The 15,824-nt window shown below is 63.1% G+C and carries 13 protein-coding genes and 1 pseudogene; 6 read left to right on the forward strand and 8 right to left on the reverse strand.

Annotation, left to right across the window (positions count from 1 at the left end; genetic code table 11):
• Positions 1-108 precede the first annotated feature (108 nt).
• A pseudogene (locus AC07U4_RS23105) lies at positions 109-341 on the reverse strand (Tn3 family transposase); the annotation flags it as partial.
• 399 nt (positions 342-740) lie between these two features.
• On the opposite strand from AC07U4_RS23105, the gene AC07U4_RS23110 reads away from it, so the two are divergent.
• A complete protein-coding gene (locus AC07U4_RS23110) occupies positions 741-2,114 on the forward strand; it encodes a hypothetical protein (protein WP_495197297.1) in 1,374 nt (457 codons plus the stop codon).
• 334 nt (positions 2,115-2,448) lie between these two features.
• Here the strand turns inward: AC07U4_RS23110 and AC07U4_RS23115 are convergent, their stop codons facing one another.
• Positions 2,449-2,709 (reverse strand): hypothetical protein, encoded by a 261-nt coding sequence (locus AC07U4_RS23115; RefSeq protein ID WP_495197362.1) that lies wholly within the window; start codon positions 2,707-2,709, stop codon positions 2,449-2,451.
• Positions 2,710-2,917: 208 nt separating this feature from the next.
• Between AC07U4_RS23115 and AC07U4_RS23120 the strand changes: the two genes are divergently transcribed.
• The 4 genes from AC07U4_RS23120 to AC07U4_RS23135 are packed head-to-tail and all read left to right on the forward strand — an operon-like array spanning position 2,918 to position 8,929.
• On the forward strand, positions 2,918-3,679 hold the full coding sequence (locus AC07U4_RS23120; protein ID WP_495197298.1) for an ImuA family protein: 762 nt from the start codon (positions 2,918-2,920) through the stop codon (positions 3,677-3,679).
• A complete protein-coding gene (locus AC07U4_RS23125) occupies positions 3,594-5,378 on the forward strand; it encodes a DUF6504 family protein (protein ID WP_495197299.1) in 1,785 nt (594 codons plus the stop codon). Before AC07U4_RS23120 ends, AC07U4_RS23125 begins: the two co-directional genes overlap by 86 nt.
• Positions 5,375-8,638: an error-prone DNA polymerase gene (locus tag AC07U4_RS23130; RefSeq protein WP_495197300.1), complete on the forward strand. Its 3,264-nt coding sequence runs from the start codon at positions 5,375-5,377 to the stop codon at positions 8,636-8,638. The genes AC07U4_RS23125 and AC07U4_RS23130 overlap by 4 nt, the downstream gene beginning before the upstream one ends.
• A gap of 30 nt (positions 8,639-8,668) precedes the next feature.
• Positions 8,669-8,929, forward strand: a complete 261-nt coding sequence (locus AC07U4_RS23135) for a hypothetical protein (protein WP_495197301.1) — start codon at positions 8,669-8,671, stop codon at positions 8,927-8,929.
• Between the two features lie 260 nt (positions 8,930-9,189).
• Here AC07U4_RS23135 and AC07U4_RS23140 read toward each other — a convergent pair whose 3' ends face one another.
• Together AC07U4_RS23140 and AC07U4_RS23145 are read right to left on the reverse strand one after the other, a co-directional pair.
• On the reverse strand, positions 9,190-9,690 hold the full coding sequence (locus AC07U4_RS23140; RefSeq protein ID WP_495197302.1) for an SGNH/GDSL hydrolase family protein: 501 nt from the start codon (positions 9,688-9,690) through the stop codon (positions 9,190-9,192).
• A complete protein-coding gene (locus AC07U4_RS23145) occupies positions 9,690-10,028 on the reverse strand; it encodes a hypothetical protein (RefSeq protein ID WP_495197303.1) in 339 nt (112 codons plus the stop codon). Before AC07U4_RS23145 ends, AC07U4_RS23140 begins: the two co-directional genes overlap by 1 nt.
• Positions 10,029-10,058: 30 nt before the next feature.
• Here AC07U4_RS23145 and AC07U4_RS23150 point away from each other — a divergent pair, with 30 nt between their 5' ends.
• On the forward strand, positions 10,059-10,274 hold the full coding sequence (locus AC07U4_RS23150) for a hypothetical protein (RefSeq protein ID WP_495197304.1): 216 nt from the start codon (positions 10,059-10,061) through the stop codon (positions 10,272-10,274).
• Between the two features lie 2 nt (positions 10,275-10,276).
• Here AC07U4_RS23150 and AC07U4_RS23155 read toward each other — a convergent pair whose 3' ends face one another.
• From AC07U4_RS23155 to AC07U4_RS23170, 4 genes are all read right to left on the reverse strand, one after another.
• Entirely contained in the window at positions 10,277-13,063 is a 2,787-nt protein-coding gene (locus AC07U4_RS23155; RefSeq protein ID WP_495197305.1) for a conjugal transfer protein TraG N-terminal domain-containing protein, read from the reverse strand.
• Positions 13,064-13,075: 12 nt separating this feature from the next.
• Positions 13,076-14,470, reverse strand: a complete 1,395-nt coding sequence (locus AC07U4_RS23160) for a conjugal transfer protein TraH (protein WP_495197306.1) — start codon at positions 14,468-14,470, stop codon at positions 13,076-13,078.
• Positions 14,471-14,538: 68 nt separating this feature from the next.
• Positions 14,539-15,459, reverse strand: coding sequence for a conjugal transfer protein TraF (locus tag AC07U4_RS23165; protein WP_495197360.1), 921 nt, complete (start codon positions 15,457-15,459; stop codon positions 14,539-14,541).
• A complete protein-coding gene (locus AC07U4_RS23170) occupies positions 15,443-15,790 on the reverse strand; it encodes a hypothetical protein (RefSeq protein ID WP_495197307.1) in 348 nt (115 codons plus the stop codon). Before AC07U4_RS23170 ends, AC07U4_RS23165 begins: the two co-directional genes overlap by 17 nt.
• Positions 15,791-15,824: the final 34 nt, after the last annotated feature.

Genomic DNA, 15,824 nt, shown 5'->3' on the forward strand with positions numbered 1-15,824 from the left:
TCGTCTGGCGCGCCAATCCGAATGAGATCATCGCCGCAGTCAGACGCGGGCACCAAACGTTGGAATCAGTCCACTAGGGTGTCATTTCGCCCTCAACCGGAACTGGCCCCTAAAATGCTGGACTGCATCGGCGGTATTGGTGGAGCTCCAATAGACGACGGCAGCGATGAGCAGGTTCAGCCCGAGGCTCGGTATTGCAGCGTTTTGCGCGTTCGATCGATGATGCGGCCTTGGCGGAACTTGCAGATCGCCTGCGTCAGGACGTGACGCTGCTCTTTCTTGTTGGGCCAGCCTGGCGGCACCGGCAAAGATCGGGATTTCTCAGCCGGCCGAGCCCAGCGTCTCCTCGATTGATGCTCCTGTCACTACAACTTCGTCATGGTGACCCATTGATTCGAAACACAATCAGGGGCGCAACTGTGGTGCTGAGAGGTCGCGGGAAGTCACTTCCCGGAGCATGCTCAACTTTCTTGCTGCTTCGCCTGCCTTTTGCTAATTGAGACCATCCGGGGGTGTGCCCTTCGGAAGCATGGAGGAAGGCATGACTTTTATTACAGACACCGATCGAACCAACGTCGAGCGCAAACTTGGCGTTTCGCAGGCGGAGCAGGCGCTTTCTGGGCGTATGTCTCTATTGGGTGGAGAGTATCATGGAGAGGTTAAGGTCGCTGTAATCACTCGGCCGCCACTCTCCCGCCGCTAACCAACCAGAGCAATCCTAGGCCGATGCAGAGTACGGTATGATCTATTGGGATAAGTTTGAAAAGTATAGCTCTGACGAACTCTGCATCCTAGCCGCTTGCAAGCGCGTAGCCGACTTAGAACTTTGCGACGAAGAATTCAGTAGAGCGCTTTTCATCGATGTGGATGTGGCCTTACAGGTAGCGAAGTCCTATGATCAGACCATTGATAGTAAGCTCTTTGTTGATGCCGCTAAATCCGTAATTGCAGTTATGGTTGGGGGCTGCATTAGCGGTAATTACACTAGCCTTTGGCGGGATCTACTTAACTTTAGAGAGTGTCTCTTCGAGTCTGCGCTGAATATGAGTGCGACGATAAGTAGTCGCCCGATCAGGCGATGGCACTTGCGGCAGCAGAACAGGACGGCTTCCGAACTTGGGGCGTTCGCCAAGGATATTGCCCATGCGGTCGTCTGCTTCGAGCTGTCATCGGGATGCTCAGTTGGGTGCTCGTTCTGCGGCATAAGTGCGCAGAAGATCGCTAGGCATCACCCGTACTGTAACGACACGCGAGACGAGTTTCGGAGTATATTGCGGTTCTTAAAAGACGAGTTCGGCTCAGCGGCGGCCAGCGGCTTCCTTTACTGGGCCACTGATCCTCTTGATAACCCAAACTATATCGACTTTGCCAGAGACTTCTATGATGTTATAGGCGTCTTTCCGCAAGTAACCACCGCCTTACCGCTTAGGAACGTCACAGCTGTAAATGATATCCTTGAATTTGCAAGGGGTAGGTCTTTCGGGCCAAATAGGTTCTCACTACTTACCAAAAATATATTTAAAAGAGTTGTTCGGGCATATAGCCCTGCTGATCTGCTCCACGTGGATCTCATTCCGCATTATTTAGCAAGCAGGATTCACAAGGCTAAGGCTGGTCGAAATCTCACCGTCGCGGGCGATACTGTGAAGGTTGCAGATAATGAAAGCGACTTTCCCCCGACAATAGCCTGCGTATCGGGGCTTATAATAAATCTTGCAGAGAAGAGGCTTAGACTGGTCAGCCCGACCTATGCCTCTGCAGAGTGGCCGGATGGATACATAGTATTCGATGATGTCACGTATAACGGACCGGAAAGCTTTGCTGAGCTGGCGAGGTCCACGCTTTATCGACATGGCGAGTTAGATATATCTTCACATGACATAGTCAGTTTCCGCAGAGACTTGGCATTGCTAAGAGAAGGTGACGGATTCAGCTTGAAGAGCAAATCTGCTCTGCATCGATATCCGGCGTATGGTGAACTCGCCTCGGTGATTGCGGGTGGTCCAACAGTCACTCAAGTTATCAGTGGGTCATCAGGTAGGGAGGCTACGCCCGGGGAGGAGCTTATCGTCTTACGCGGCCTATTCGAAGCAGGCCTAATTGACGTGAGATGACCTAGCAGGCTGCTGAAGAAGGCCACGGCTCGGCGATGAAGGTGGTATCGTCGCCATTGTCATAGCCGATCTCGCCTTCGAGGTGGCAGTCGTGTGCAGGTCGACCCAGCGATTCCTGGACGGGGTCGCCTTCGTCGCTGCCGTTCCAGGCGAAATCGACGGCGCTGTGGTGGCCCCTGTGCTCACCGTTACGGTGAGCGCGCCGCAGGCCATCTCACCGGTGCTGTCGGCGTTGATGCGAAAGAAGGCCGGGCTGCACAAGTCGAGATGCTCTCGCGGCCACGTCGCGGTTTCGACGATGCGCCACCTGCAACCAGCGATGTCGCGACGGTCATCATCCCGTCTTCAGCGGTCTGGTCAGCCGGATGAGGTTGTACGCCGCAACGCTGAGCGTGAAGGCGAAGCGAACACGCGCCAGGCCACGAAAGCGCGTCTTGCCCTGACCAGCGGTGCTTGGACGCCGATTGACAATCCCCGCCGGTGCCGGCGCACGATAGCGCCGACCGCATCCGCCGCAGCGACCGCCAAACAGCTCCACCCGCGTCACCACCGGGCGAATCAGCGGCAGGTCGATATGGTCGTAGTACCGCCGCAACCCCTCTCAGCCAACCCCGTGAGCAGTTACCCAGCCACCAACCCGATCGCCAGCACATACGCTATCCGCCTCGACATAGAACCTCGTGCCATTTGCGCCCCTTCACATGACGATCAGGATCGCCAAGCGACGAGCCGAAACAATCCCACCTTGACCAACGGCGCGTAGTAACGGAACATAAAGGGAACAAGTAGAATCTTAGAACACGATGTCCGCCGCCCTCGATTCCTTCGCGCCCAGCATAGCGCATCTCCGGACGATCGCCACGCCGATCGCGGATTATCGCGTGCTGCCGTTCGGCGTCGAGGAGATCGATGGACGGCTTGGGGCAGGGGGGCTGCGCGCGGGCGCACTGCACGAAGCAGCTGCTCGGAGTGGGTCACTGGTCGATGACGCCGCAACGACGCTCTTCCTCGCCGGCATCGCCGCGCGCGAGGCAGTGAACACAGGCGGGCCGGTGCTATGGGCAAGCTGTCGAGGTGACCTCTACGCCCCTGGCCTTGCGCAAGCCGGCTTGCAGTCTGCCGGCGTAATTCACGCGCAGCCCCGCGATGATGCAGCGCTGCTGGCGGTGATCGAGGATGCGGTGCGCGACGGCACACCCTCCGCAATCGTCGCGGAGGCGAGCAAGGTGTCGATGGTCGCCACGCGCCGACTGCAGCTGGTCGCGGCCGAGGCTGACATGCCGGTGCTGCTGCTGCGTCGACGTCGCGGATCGTCCGAAGATCCGCTCGCAGAGCCTTCCGCCGCGTGGACGCGCTGGCGGATCGGCACCGCGTCTTCCGAACGGTTGAATGTCGCGGGTGTAGGAAGAGGGAGGTGGCTGGTCGAACTCGCGCGGCAGCGTGGGGGCGAGGGCTTCTCCCTGACTGTGGAGGGCAGCGATGAGACGGGTCGTCTCGCTGTTCCTGCCGGACTTGGCCATAGAGCGGCTGAGACGGTTGGAACGGTCCGCTTCGCGGCCGCCTGAGCGGCCGGTCCTCCAGCTGCCGGTTGACGACAACCCGGGTGCGTGTTCAGTGCCGCGGGGCGGTGGATGGCGGCCAGGTGCGCGGTGGGCGCGCGAGAGCGCACCATCACGCGGCGACATCGAGGCGCAGATCGCAACGCTGCCCGTTCACGCGCAGCCTCCCATGCGCGAGCTGGGTAGGCGCTCGGAAGCAGCGAGCCATCCGTACAAGACGACGTCCGCAGCATTGCGCCCGGCTATCGCTCCACCCCCTCAGCTTCAGCATGCGCCGCTCGTGCTGGTCGGCAAGGTCGGTCGACGCGAGGAAGTGGTTGCCGCCTGCACCGGCGCCCAGGCGCTCGGCATCCATCGTGGGATGGCCGCGACCCACGCGCGTGCGCTGGTTTCCGACCTCGACTTCCGCCCGGCCGAACCCGATGCGGACGCAGCGCTGCTCGACCGGCTCGCATTGCTCGCGGTTCGGCGCTGGTCACCGATCGCGGCAGTCACGCCGGCGGACGGTCTGTGGATCGATCTTGCCGGGTGTGACCACCTCCACGGGGGAGAAGAACGGTTCTGCCGTCGGCTGCTCGCCTTCTGCCGTCGTGCCGGCTTCACCGCGCGCCTCGCCGTCGCTGACACGCCCGGTGCCGCCTATGCCCTGGCTCGCTTCGGACAGAATGACCTCATTCGCGTCGAGCCGCGTGGCACAGCCGCTGCCATTGCGCCGCTGCCGATCGCCGCACTGCGCCTGGCACCTGCCGCGCTGGCGGCCGCGCGCAAGTTCGGCTTCGAGCGGGTCGCCGACCTGTTGCCGGTCGCGCGCGGGCCGCTTGCCCGCCGGCTTGGTCTGCCGGCGATCACCCGCCTCGACCAGGCGCTGGGTGGCGTTGCAGAGCCGATCACGCCCCGCGAGGATCCGGAGGTGTCGATCGTCGAGCGTCGGCTACTGGAGCCGATCGGAACGGCCGAGGCGATCGAGCAGGTCATGGGCGACCTGTTGGCCGATCTCGCTGAGCTACTGCAGGCCAAGGGCTTGGGAGCGCGCGCCTTGCGCCTGACCGGCCGCCGTATCGATGGCAGCGAGCAGGTGGTGGCGATCGGCACGTCGCGGCCGACGCGCGACGTGGCGCATCTGTTGCGGCTGCTAAAGCTGCGGATCGAACGCATCGATCCCGGCATGGGGCTCGAGCAGTTCTGGCTGATCGCGGTGCATACCGAGCCGCTCGATGCGGTCGACCTCGGCGCGGTCCTCGCCGGCGACGCACTGGTACGGGATCCGGCGCGCCTCGTCGACGTCATTGCCGGCAGGATCGGGCCGCAGGCTGTATTCCGGATCGAGCCCGTCGAGAGCCATGTGCCGGAGCGAGCCGTCGCCCGCTCCGACCCGACCGGCATGCCGGGAAACTGGCCGGCTTGGCAACGACCCATCCGCCTGTTCGCGCAGCCTGAGCCGTTGTCGCGGGTGATGGCGCTGATGCCTGACCAGCCCCCACGCCGATTCGAGTGGCGTGGCCGAACGTACAAGGTCGTCGCCGGCGACGGGCCTGAGCGCGTCCATGGCGAATGGTGGCGGCGCGATGCCGAGATATGGGCGGTCCGCGACTATTACCGCGTCGAGGACGAGGAAGGCGGACGCTACTGGGTGTTCCGGCGCGGTGACGGCTTCGAGGACGACACCGGCGACCTGTCCTGGTGGATGCACGGGGTCTTCGGATGACCCATTACGTCGAATTGCAGGTGCTGACGCACTTCTCGCTGCTGCGCGGCGCGTCCAGCCCTGAGGAGCTTTTCGCGGCTGCGGCGCTGCTCGGCTACCCGGCGATCGGCGTCAGTGACATCGGCACCGTCGCCGGCGTCGTGCGGGCATGGGAGGCGCAGAAGGCGACCGGCGTCCGCTCGATCGCGGGCACGCGCGTCGACCTGTCCTGCGGCCGGCGCTTGCTGCTCTATCCGACCGATCGTTCGGCCTGGTCGCGGATCACTCGGCTGCTGACGGTCGGCAAGAAGCGGGCAGGGAAGGGCGGTTGCCTGCTACACTGGCACGACCTGCAGGCGTGGTCCGATGGCGTCATCGCCATCCTGCTGCCGCACGAGGCAAACGAGGAGAACCTGGCGGCGCTGAAGGCCCTGAAGGCGATCTACGGGCGTCGCGGCTACATGGCGCTGTTCCAGCGGCGCCGGCCGGGCGACGCGGTCCGCATCGATGCGCTGGCGCGGCAGGCGGGCGGTGCCGGCGTCCGCGCCGTCGTCACGGGCGACGTGCTCTACCATGCGCCTGAAGCGCGCCTGCTGCAGGATGTGGTGACCGCGGTGCGCGAGAAATGCACCGTCGATGAGCTCGGCTACCGCCGCGAGGTCAACGCCGATCGCGCGCTGAAATCGCCTGACGAGATGGTCCGGCGCTTCCGCGCCTATCCCGACGCGTTGCAGGCCAGCGTCGATATCGCGGCGCTGTGCACCTTCGACCTTGGCGAGCTTCAGTACCAGTACCCGCACGAAAAGCTGATCGACGGCCTGAGCGCGCAGGAGGCGCTCGAGCGGCTCGCGGCCGAGGCGGTGGATCGCATGTTCGATGGCGACGTGCCGCAGGTCTATACCAACCAGATCGGGCATGAGTTGCGGCTGATCGGCGAGCTTGGTTACGCGCCCTACTTCCTGACCGTCTACGCGATCGTGCGCGAGGCCCGCCGGCGCGGCATCCTCTGCCAGGGCCGCGGCTCGGCCGCCAACTCCTGCGTGTGCTTCGTGCTTGGCGTTACCTCGATCGACCCGATCAAGCATGAGCTGCTGTTCGAGCGCTTCGTGTCGGGCGAACGCCGTGAGCCTCCGGATATCGACGTCGACTTCGAGCATGAACGCCGCGAGGAGATCATCCAGTGGATCTACGAGACCTACGGACGTGATCGTGCCGCGCTGACCGCCGTCGTCCAGCGCTACCGCGCGCGCGGTGCCGTTCGCGACGTCGGCAAGGCGCTCGGCCTGCCAGAGGATCTGACGTCGTCATTGGCGGGGCTGGTGTGGGGCTGGTCGGCCGAGGGCGTCGGCGAGAAGCAGGTCGACGAGCTCAACTTGGACATCGGCGATCGCCGGCTCCGGCTGACGCTGGAGCTGGCCCGCAAGCTGATCGGGGTGCCGCGCCACATGAGCCAGCATCCCGGTGGTTTCGTGCTGACGCATGACCGGCTCGATGATCTGGTGCCGATCGAGCCCGCGGCGATGGCGGACAGGGCCATCATCGAATGGGACAAGGACGACATCGACGCACTCAAAATGATGAAGGTCGACATTCTCGGATTGGGAATGCTCGGCTGCATGAACCGCGCCTTCAACATGCTCGAGGCGGACAAGGGAGTGCGGGTCGGGCTCGCCGATCTGCAGGACGATGACCCCGGCGTCTACGGCATGATCCAGAAGGCGGACACGCTCGGGACCTTCCAGATCGAGAGCCGCGCACAGATGGCGATGCTGCCGCGCATGAAGCCGCGGCGCTTCTACGACCTCGTCATTCAGGTCGCGATTGTGCGCCCGGGACCGATCCAGGGCGACATGGTCCATCCCTACCTGCGCCGGCGCGAGGGACTGGAGCGGCCGGAATATCCGCGGCCGGAGCTGCGCGCGGTGCTGGAGAAGACGCTCGGGGTGCCGCTGTTCCAGGAACAGGCGATGAAGGTGGCGATCGTCGGCGCCGGCTTCACGCCGGCCGAGGCGGATCAGCTGCGCCGCGCAATGGCGACGTTCAAGTTCACGGGCGGTGTCTCGCATTTCAGCGAGAAGCTGGTCGAGGGCATGGTCGCGCGCGGCTACCCGCGCGACTTCGCCGAGCGCACGTTCCGGCAGCTCGAAGGTTTTGGCAGCTACGGCTTTCCGGAGAGCCATGCCGCCTCGTTCGCCAAGATCTCCTACGCGTCGTCGTGGATGAAGCATCACCATCCGGACGTCTTCTGCGCCTCCCTGCTCAATGCCTATCCAATGGGCTTCTATGCGCCGGCACAGATCGTCAGCGACGCGCGCAACCACGGTGTCGAGGTGCGGCCGCCCTGCGTGAACGCGAGCCGCTGGGACTGCACGCTGGAGCGAACCAGCGGCCGCTACCTCGCGGTGCGGCTCGGGCTGCGGCAGATCCGCGGCCTCTCGAACGCTGACGGCGCGAAGATAGTCGGCGCGCGTAGCACGACAGCGTTCGAGAGCGTGGAGGATGTGTGGCGGCGATCGGGGGTGCAGCGCGCTGCGATCGAGAAGCTGGCGGACGGCGATGCCTTCCACGGCTTCAGCGTCGATCGCCGGCAGGGCTTGTGGAAGGTGAGGGGGCTTGGCGAGGCTCCGCTGCCGCTGTTCGCTGCGGCTGATCGCTCGGCCGAGACCTTCAGCGCGGAGGGCATCGAGCCGGACGTATCGCTGCGGCCGCTGACTGATGGGCGCGAGGTGATCGAGGATTACCGGGCGTTGCAACTATCGCTCCGCGCCCACCCGCTGACCTTCGTGCGCGACGAGCTGACCAGGCGCGGCGTCACCAAATGCGCCGACCTCGCCACGATCCGCGACGGCCGCCACGTCGAGGTCGCAGGCATCGTCCTGGTCCGCCAAAAGCCGGGATCGGCCAAGGGCGTCCTGTTCATCACGATCGAGGACGAGACCGGCATCGCCAACGGCATCCTGTGGCCCGACCGCTTCGAGGCGCAGCGCCGCACGATTATGTCGGCATCAATGGTCGGCATGAAGGGGCGGGTCCAGAAGGAAGGCGAGATCATCCATGTGATCTGCGACCGGATCATCGACCATGGCGACCTGCTCCACCGGGTTGGAGATATGTCCTTCCCGCACAAGACCGGCCGCGGCGACGCAGCCCAGCATCCGGGCTCGCCCGATCGCGGCGACAAGGGCTGGCAGCCTGAGCCCCGCAATCAGTATTGGCCTCCGCACGCGGAAGGCATGGATCCAGAGGACGTCGTGCGCTTCAAGTCGCATGACTTCCACTGATCCGTGTCGACGCTGCCTCGGCACCAGCGCGTGGTGATCGCGCTGTCGGTGCATATCCTGCGCGCTGGGGTAGCCAGATGCTCGGAGACGACGGTCGACGGGATGGAAGTGCGGCTCGCTCTGCGTTGCCTGCTGCCCCACTGCCCTGAACGCTGGCCCCTCGAGCTCTATTGGGATGCGGCCTCGCAGTCGAACGAGATCGGGCGTGCTCAGGGCGTCACAGCCGCGTTCAACGGGATCGTACGCCAGCTCCGGAAAGCTGGTCGCTATGAGGACGTTTCACCCCTGTGAGCCAGCGACCGACCAACGACGCGCCGTACAAGACCCTGGCTGAGTGGGCCGCCGATCGAGCCGATATGCGGATCGTCTGCGCGTGTGGTCGAACCATCAATCTACCGGCCGCGCGGATCGTCGACCGCTTCAACAATGACGGAGAAGTGGCGACGAACATGATCCGCCTGCGTTGCAGTCGGTGTGGGCGCCGGGGTCACGCGTCGGTGTCTTCAATCCCAATCCTGCGCCGATGATCTTCCGAGAAGCGAGACCTTCCGCTAGAATCGAAGAACGACCGCTTGACGGACGGGCCGCACGGCATTCGGAGCAAGCGGCTGTGAAACACGCTGCCGACCATCCCCGACTGAAAACCCGGACCAGCCAAGTGAAGTCGCCACCTGCCGGTAATTGGCTGGATGCACTCGATCCCGGGTTCCGATGTTGTCCAAACGGACGACATTGTCACCGAAGGCTTTGGCGACCGCCAAAGTGGCGCCGGCTGCTGTAGGGTCATATGGCGCCAGCCAGGTCACTCGTACCGCGGAGAGGCGCTGGCGAAGAGCCACGAGGTTACGGACAAGCTGAGGGTTCTTTGGATCATTCGATCCCAAGCCGATAATCGCACGGTCCACCGGAGCGTTGCCGTTGAAGGTCCGAAGCGTTTCTGATGACGACGCGCCAACCCGGGCATGCACGGCGCAGCGTAGCCCCTGCGCGGCCAGCGCGTCGGCCGTGCCGACAGCGGTGCTGTCGCCGAGGATGAGGCAGATGGGCAGCATCAATGGCTGAAGGCGGCGAGCACGATCGCCAGTGACATGACGAACAGTGAAAGCCAGATCGCAATCTGGCCGAAGATGTGAAGGACCAAGCCCATCCATGAGTAGCGTCGGCGCAGGAGAACCGCGCTGCCAACGGCTATGAAGAACGCAATCGTCGTTGGCATCGTGATCGATGGCGAACGTGACAGGGACGCCTCGACGAGCGGCATTAAACCGATTGCCATCACAAGGAGCCACGAGAAGCCAAAGATGAGGCTTCCGGACAGATCGCTTACCGACGGAGGACGGTGCTGACGTGGCGAAAAGCGCTGACGATCATCCGTTGCCAAAGTGCCCATTTCGCTCTACCTTATTCGGCGAGGTGCGCCATGATTATTGATACTAGTCAGCCTATTATGTTCGATACTGATACCATGCCGGGGAAAGGTGCCGGTACATGGCAGCTACACCCCCATATGGGGGATAATAGACCATCGGGCGGCGACAATGCGACCGACAAGGTATCTAAGGTAGCTCGGATGACTGTTGCAGCGCTGATCGGCGGCGGATTGATTGCTGCTGCGGTAAACACAATTTTGCTGTAACATCAATCTGCTTTCGGGCCTACAGGCGCGTCGCTTACCGACTGACGGAAATCAATGTTCCGGCGATGCTCGTCACCGAGCAACTCCTTGGCACCAGCGATTATTTGACTATCGGGAACTGCGGTTGACGGCTTCTCAGTTGAGACTGGGTGCGCCGGCGTGATCGAGCCACCTCCTGAATATCGGCCTGCAACGCTGCTCTCACTAGCGACGTTTGGAATTTTCATATCGGCAAGAGCCGGGTTGGTCAGCGCGGCCTGTATGTCGCGTTCAATGCCGGCCGAGCGCTCCCCTGCCCATTTCTCGATCACAGTATTGCGAGCGTTTTCCTGCGAAGACGAAAGGTTTGTATCCCACAGGCCGGGAAGGAGGCCGCGAGGCGCCTTACCCACCTCATTGTCGTAAAACTGAGCCAGATCCTGACGAAGATCCTGCGACATATTGAAGCCGTGGCTTTCGGCGTAACTGGCGCTTCGCTCTAGCGATTGCGACAGCTCCCTGTAGTGGCGAGCTTGTTCGTTATAGGACTCAATGCGGCTGAGAGATTCCTCGATCGCCTTGCTTCTGGATTCCGAATTTTGAGAGCGGGCAAACGTACCGTTCTGGTGGAAGGTGCCGTCGTTTGTGCTCACTGTACCACTCGACGCATGATCGCGGCCAGTCTGGTCACTGGAGGTGACAGACTGGTCACGGCTTGTATTTGCGGAATCGCTGACTGATGTAGTGTCCGAGTTTGTCTTGCTTCGCGTATACGCTACACTGGCGTCGCCTTGCAAGCCAATGGCGCTAGCGACCTTGCCAACGATCCCGCCACCACCAGAGCCATTCTTTCCACCGCCGCCAACGCTTACTCCAGCCCGAATTTGTCCAGAAAGCTGTCCTGAGTCATTTGTGTTGCTTCCGGCCTCGTTCTGATGCCGCGTTCCGCTACCTACAGCGTCACGGTTCTGTACGCTTGAACCGTTGCTGATGGTATTGCGGTCGCTAAGTTCAGTGTTGCTTCCACCACGGACACCAGAGCTTGCATCAAAGCCGTTAGAAGTCTCACTCGACCACGAGTGGCCATTCCTCAGCGCGTTTAGGTGCGAGACCTCACGTCGGCTTGCCTGCTCGAACCCATCGGCCACTCGGGCGGCCATAGCAGCCTGCCGGCTTTCGGTGGCCACCGAACCAGACGTCATCGACGCGCTGAACGGAAGGTTCGAGATTGCGCCAGAGGTGTCGTACACGTTGTGCCCGTTGCCGAATCCCTTGGTCAGCGCACCATTATCATGGCGGAAGCTGGACGCCATCCCGCCAGTCGCAAACGTCGGAGCATCCGACCACTGATTGCTCTGCCGCATATTAGACGTCGAGTTGGCGAAGCTGGTGTTGCCGTAGCTGTAGTTGCCCGTCGTCTGTTCCGCAGCAGCGGCCTCGGCCGCGTTCTGAGCGGGCGATAGAACCGACGTCGCTTGGCCGGAAATGCTCATCGCGCCCTTGGCGAGACCGGCCGCCAAGAACGGCACCGACATCAACATGAACCCCGCGATCGTCGCGGTCTCGGCGTTTACCGCGCCGATCCCGGCGTAGGTGCCCAGCGACATCCCGCCCTCGGAGACGCCCTGCGCCGCTCCGGTTGCACGGGTCATACAGATCATGTGCAGAATGACGTACAGCGGTCCCCAGGCGGCGAGATAGAAGAAGCCAGTGAGATAACCCTTGAGCGCACCCACACCTGTCTGCGGCATCAGGAAAAGCGGAAATATGACCGGGAACATCGCGTAGAAAACGACGGTCAGAACGATGTTGAGGATCGGCACCCAGCTCATCGCCTGCTGCGCGATCGAGTTATAGGTGTTGCGTGCCTGGATATCGGCCCGGGTCGTCGCGAAGGTGTCAATCGACGCGGCACCAGGACCACCCGCCATGCCGTCACGCGCCATCATGAAGGCATTGATCGCCGTGTTCTGCCTGACGGTCGCCTCGTAGCCCGCGCTGGACGCGGTGAAGGCCTGATTGACGATCGGCACGTCGCTCCGCAGCTTGGCGGACGCCACCGCGGTCGAGAGCTTGGGATAGGTCTCCTTGGCCCATAGCGAAGTGTGCGCCTCGATCATCGTGTGCCACAAACCGTTGAGCATGGCGTAAGCCTGCCGGCAGGGGACGATGCTCGTCGTCGTCGCAGCCCCGGAGCGCTCGATCCACGGCTGCGAGCGCGCGGCGGAGCCAGGCCCCATAGCGGCCCATAGGTCCTTTGCGGCCGCCAAATCGGTCATCGACTTCTGGCCGAGCATGATGTCGCCGAAGGTGCAGTTCTTGAAGTGCGCCGAGAGATTCGTTGAAAACTCCGCGTCACGGATCTGGAAATTGCGCGTCGCATCGAGCAGGCGCGCGCCGTACACCATCCCGTTGGTCGAGTAGCTGAGCTGGCTCGGCATCGTGAACACGGTTTCGGCGGTGCGGGTCAGCCAGTCACCGACCTGGCTGGTGAAGCTCGCAATGACCCCAAGCCCCAGCGGCACGTTCGCGACGACTGCTGGCCCCAGTGACGGATTGATGCGGTCGGTCACCTTCACGGTGACGGTAGGCACCATCAGGCACATGTAGATGAGTGAGGAGCCGAGGAACCAGTTCAACCAGACCCGAAAGTTCATCGTGAAGGCCACGGCGGTCAAACTATAGATCAGGCCAAGAATCATCACGACGCGTAGCAACCCGCGGTAACCACCCCCGCCGGTCCAGGCCGCGACGGCGTTGAACGTGTTGACGATGTACTCGCCACCGCCGATCGTGAAGACCTCGACCATCGCCAATCGTCCTTAGTTGAGGCCCTGCGCGCTCAGGCCGCGCGAGAAGTTGAGCGAGGCTGCCATCGCCGGCGACATGCTGTTCTGCAGCGTCGATTCCAGCATCACCGACTTGTTGATGAGCGCGATCGTCTGATCGAGCGCACCCTTCAAAGCGACGTCACGCTGCGCGTAGCGCGCGCGTGCGGCGGTCAGCTGGTCGCGCCACATCTTGCCCATCTCGGCATCGGCCGGCTGGACGTAGACAGTGGCCTGACTGATGCGATCGAGCATGTTGTCGATCATCGACGACAGGAGGTTCACCGCGACGATCTCAGCAAGCGCGCTGGTCTCGCCATCGGCGAAATTCTGATGCGCCATGGCTTGGACCGCGAGCATCTTGTAGAGCGGCAACGTGGTCATGTTGAGGAGTTGCTGCTCCTGCGCGTCCAGTGGGCTGTCAGTGCGGATCTTGCCGTTGATCGAGGTAATGAGGCCTTTGATCTTGTTGCGCAGCCCGGAGCCGGGTCGCATCGTTTGATCGGTCACGTTCAGGCATTTGTCGCTATCGTCGCACTGGAGCATCTTTACCGTCGTGCCAGTCCCCGCGCCATCGAGGAGCGCGGTGACGACCGCGTCCTCTGCCGGACCAATGAAGCCGACCTTAGAGCCCTCGGCTGCCTTGGGATTGATGACGATGGTGCCGACCAGCGTCATCAGGAACTCTGAGAACTCCTTGTCGCTACCGAACTTGTTCGACTTCTTGATCGCATCCCAGGTGTAGTTGCGGGGGTTGCCGGGGATGAGCTCGGGGTTCATCTTGTTCGGATCGTTGCCGTCGAGCGTAGAGTCCTCTTTGCCGCCGGCACCGCATTCCTGCCGCGACCGCGCCCAGTCGGAGAACTTGCCCTGCGAGTTGCCGACTGCGGCGCAAATCGTCGAGCGCGCCTGCGCCATCTTCGGCCAGACTGATCCCACCAACCCCTGCGCGGCTTCGCACGAGCTGATGTTCATCTGGTTCATCTGCTGCGCCTTGTTCGAGATGCCGTCCATGACCTTGCCGATCTCGGGCGAGACGCTGTCGATCGCGAGCTGGAAGGCGAAGCCCAGCGCGTTGTTGGCGACCGCCTTCATCATCGCGACCATCTCGGCGCCGTTGACGAACGAGAAGGAGCCGGTGAACAGGTCGATGCCGCCGCATCCAGCGCTCGCCTTGGGCATCTGCAGGTTGAACGGCTGGATGTTCTTCTGCGGGAAGCGGGTCCAGACGTTGCCCATCGAATAATAGCCGGCCGTCTGGCCCTGATAGGCCGAAGGGCCGGTCACGTTGGCCGCACCGCCGGCGTCCTGGAAGAAGTCGTTCATCGCGCCAGCGACGTCGGCGCGCGCGATGTCGACCGGCACCATGCTCGCGGCACCAAGGGTCATGGCGACCGCGGCGGTCCGGCGCAGAAGGGCGCCGAGGCGGGAAGGGTGGGGGGAGGGGGTGTTCGCCATCAGAAGTCACCGCCGGGTTTGGAGTTGGTGAGCATGAAGATGCGCTCCATCACTTCGTCGGCCGACATGACGCCAAAGCCGATCGGAACCGTCTTGCGGGTGACAGTGTCGAACAGGACGAGGGCCGGCGTTGCGAGCGGCACGCCCATGCGCTGACGCTGACCGGAGTCGACCACGTAGTTGGGGAACTGACGGCTGGGGCCACCATCCGTCGAAACCGCCATGACGTTGATCCGGTGGCTGTCGGCAACCGAGCGCAGGATCGGGGAGAACACCTCGCAGGCGGCACAGGACTGCGCAAAGAAGTAGAACATGCCGTAGCGCTGGCCGAGGCGTGACAGCACCTGGTCACGGGTGGCCGAGCGGTTGTCCGACCACGCGCGCTTGGCGACGGTCGAGACCGGCCGCTGCAGCGTGTAGTCGATATCCGGGTTCTGCCAGAGGGCGCGCTGCCAGGTGTCGGAGAAGGTCGACGCACGGTCGAGCTGCTCGCGCTGGTAGCGGACATAGGCGATGACGTTGGCTTCCGTCGGATGGAGGATCGCGCGCGCCTTCAGCTCATCGAGCTGGCGGGTGATCGCCTTCAACTGCTCGGTCGACGAGGTCTGGGGCTGCGCCTGAGACGACGCTTGCGGGGCCGACGGCTTGGCCTTCGGACGCTCGCAGTAGAACCACTGGCCGAGCCGGCGCTGGCCGCAGTAGAAGTCGTCGCCCTGTTGCTGCTCGCCCTCAAACGCCGGCGCGACCACCGCGTTCGTCGGCTGCGCATCGCCATCGTCGTCGATCGCTTCCGCCATCGCTGCGCTTTGCAGGTCCATCGTCTGCCCCACTGCCGGCGTCGCGACCGGCGCGATCGAGGCGAGGAGCATGAGGAGCGAAGCCGCTACCCGGCCACGGCGGTTATTAGATATCGTCGTCATCATCATGCTCCCCGTCGAGCTCAATCATTGCGAGTTTCAGGACCGACATCATCGCGGCGACCTCGAGCATCTTGGTGCCCTGATCGAGCATGCGGACGATGCCGCGCAGGTGGCTGCGGCCGTGCTTGCGGCCCTTGATGGTGGCGCGCATGCCGGTTTCGCGGCGGACCAGCCAGCCAGCCTCCGCCATGCGCGGAAAGGAGCGCTCGACCTCGCGCGGATCGATGTCGCACTGAAACCAATGCGAAATGGTCTGCGCGACCTCGCCGGCCGATGTGCCGCGACCAGATCGATGGATGCGCAGGAAAATCGCGAGATCGAGCACCGACATGTCGATCGTGCAGGGTCCCCCCGGACCGTCCGCA

The organism is Sphingomonas sp. GW821-FHT02B09 (assembly GCF_059421875.1).

What these genes read in the sequence shown, in the direction of transcription:
- AC07U4_RS23155 (WP_495197305.1), bottom strand. Translation starts at nt 13,063, where the DNA reads ATGGTCGAGGTCTTCACGATCGGCGGTGGCGAGTACATCGTCAACACG.
- AC07U4_RS23140 (WP_495197302.1), bottom strand. Translation starts at nt 9,690, where the DNA reads ATGCTGCCCATCTGCCTCATCCTCGGCGACAGCACCGCTGTCGGCACG.
- AC07U4_RS23120 (WP_495197298.1), top strand. Translation starts at nt 2,918, where the DNA reads ATGTCCGCCGCCCTCGATTCCTTCGCGCCCAGCATAGCGCATCTCCGG.
- AC07U4_RS23160 (WP_495197306.1), bottom strand. Translation starts at nt 14,470, where the DNA reads ATGACCCTTGGTGCCGCGAGCATGGTGCCGGTCGACATCGCGCGCGCC.
- AC07U4_RS23170 (WP_495197307.1), bottom strand. Translation starts at nt 15,790, where the DNA reads ATGTCGGTGCTCGATCTCGCGATTTTCCTGCGCATCCATCGATCTGGT.
- AC07U4_RS23165 (WP_495197360.1), bottom strand. Translation starts at nt 15,459, where the DNA reads ATGACGACGATATCTAATAACCGCCGTGGCCGGGTAGCGGCTTCGCTC.
- AC07U4_RS23145 (WP_495197303.1), bottom strand. Translation starts at nt 10,028, where the DNA reads ATGGGCACTTTGGCAACGGATGATCGTCAGCGCTTTTCGCCACGTCAG.
- AC07U4_RS23150 (WP_495197304.1), top strand. Translation starts at nt 10,059, where the DNA reads ATGATTATTGATACTAGTCAGCCTATTATGTTCGATACTGATACCATG.
- AC07U4_RS23110 (WP_495197297.1), top strand. Translation starts at nt 741, where the DNA reads ATGATCTATTGGGATAAGTTTGAAAAGTATAGCTCTGACGAACTCTGC.
- AC07U4_RS23125 (WP_495197299.1), top strand. Translation starts at nt 3,594, where the DNA reads ATGAGACGGGTCGTCTCGCTGTTCCTGCCGGACTTGGCCATAGAGCGG.
- AC07U4_RS23130 (WP_495197300.1), top strand. Translation starts at nt 5,375, where the DNA reads ATGACCCATTACGTCGAATTGCAGGTGCTGACGCACTTCTCGCTGCTG.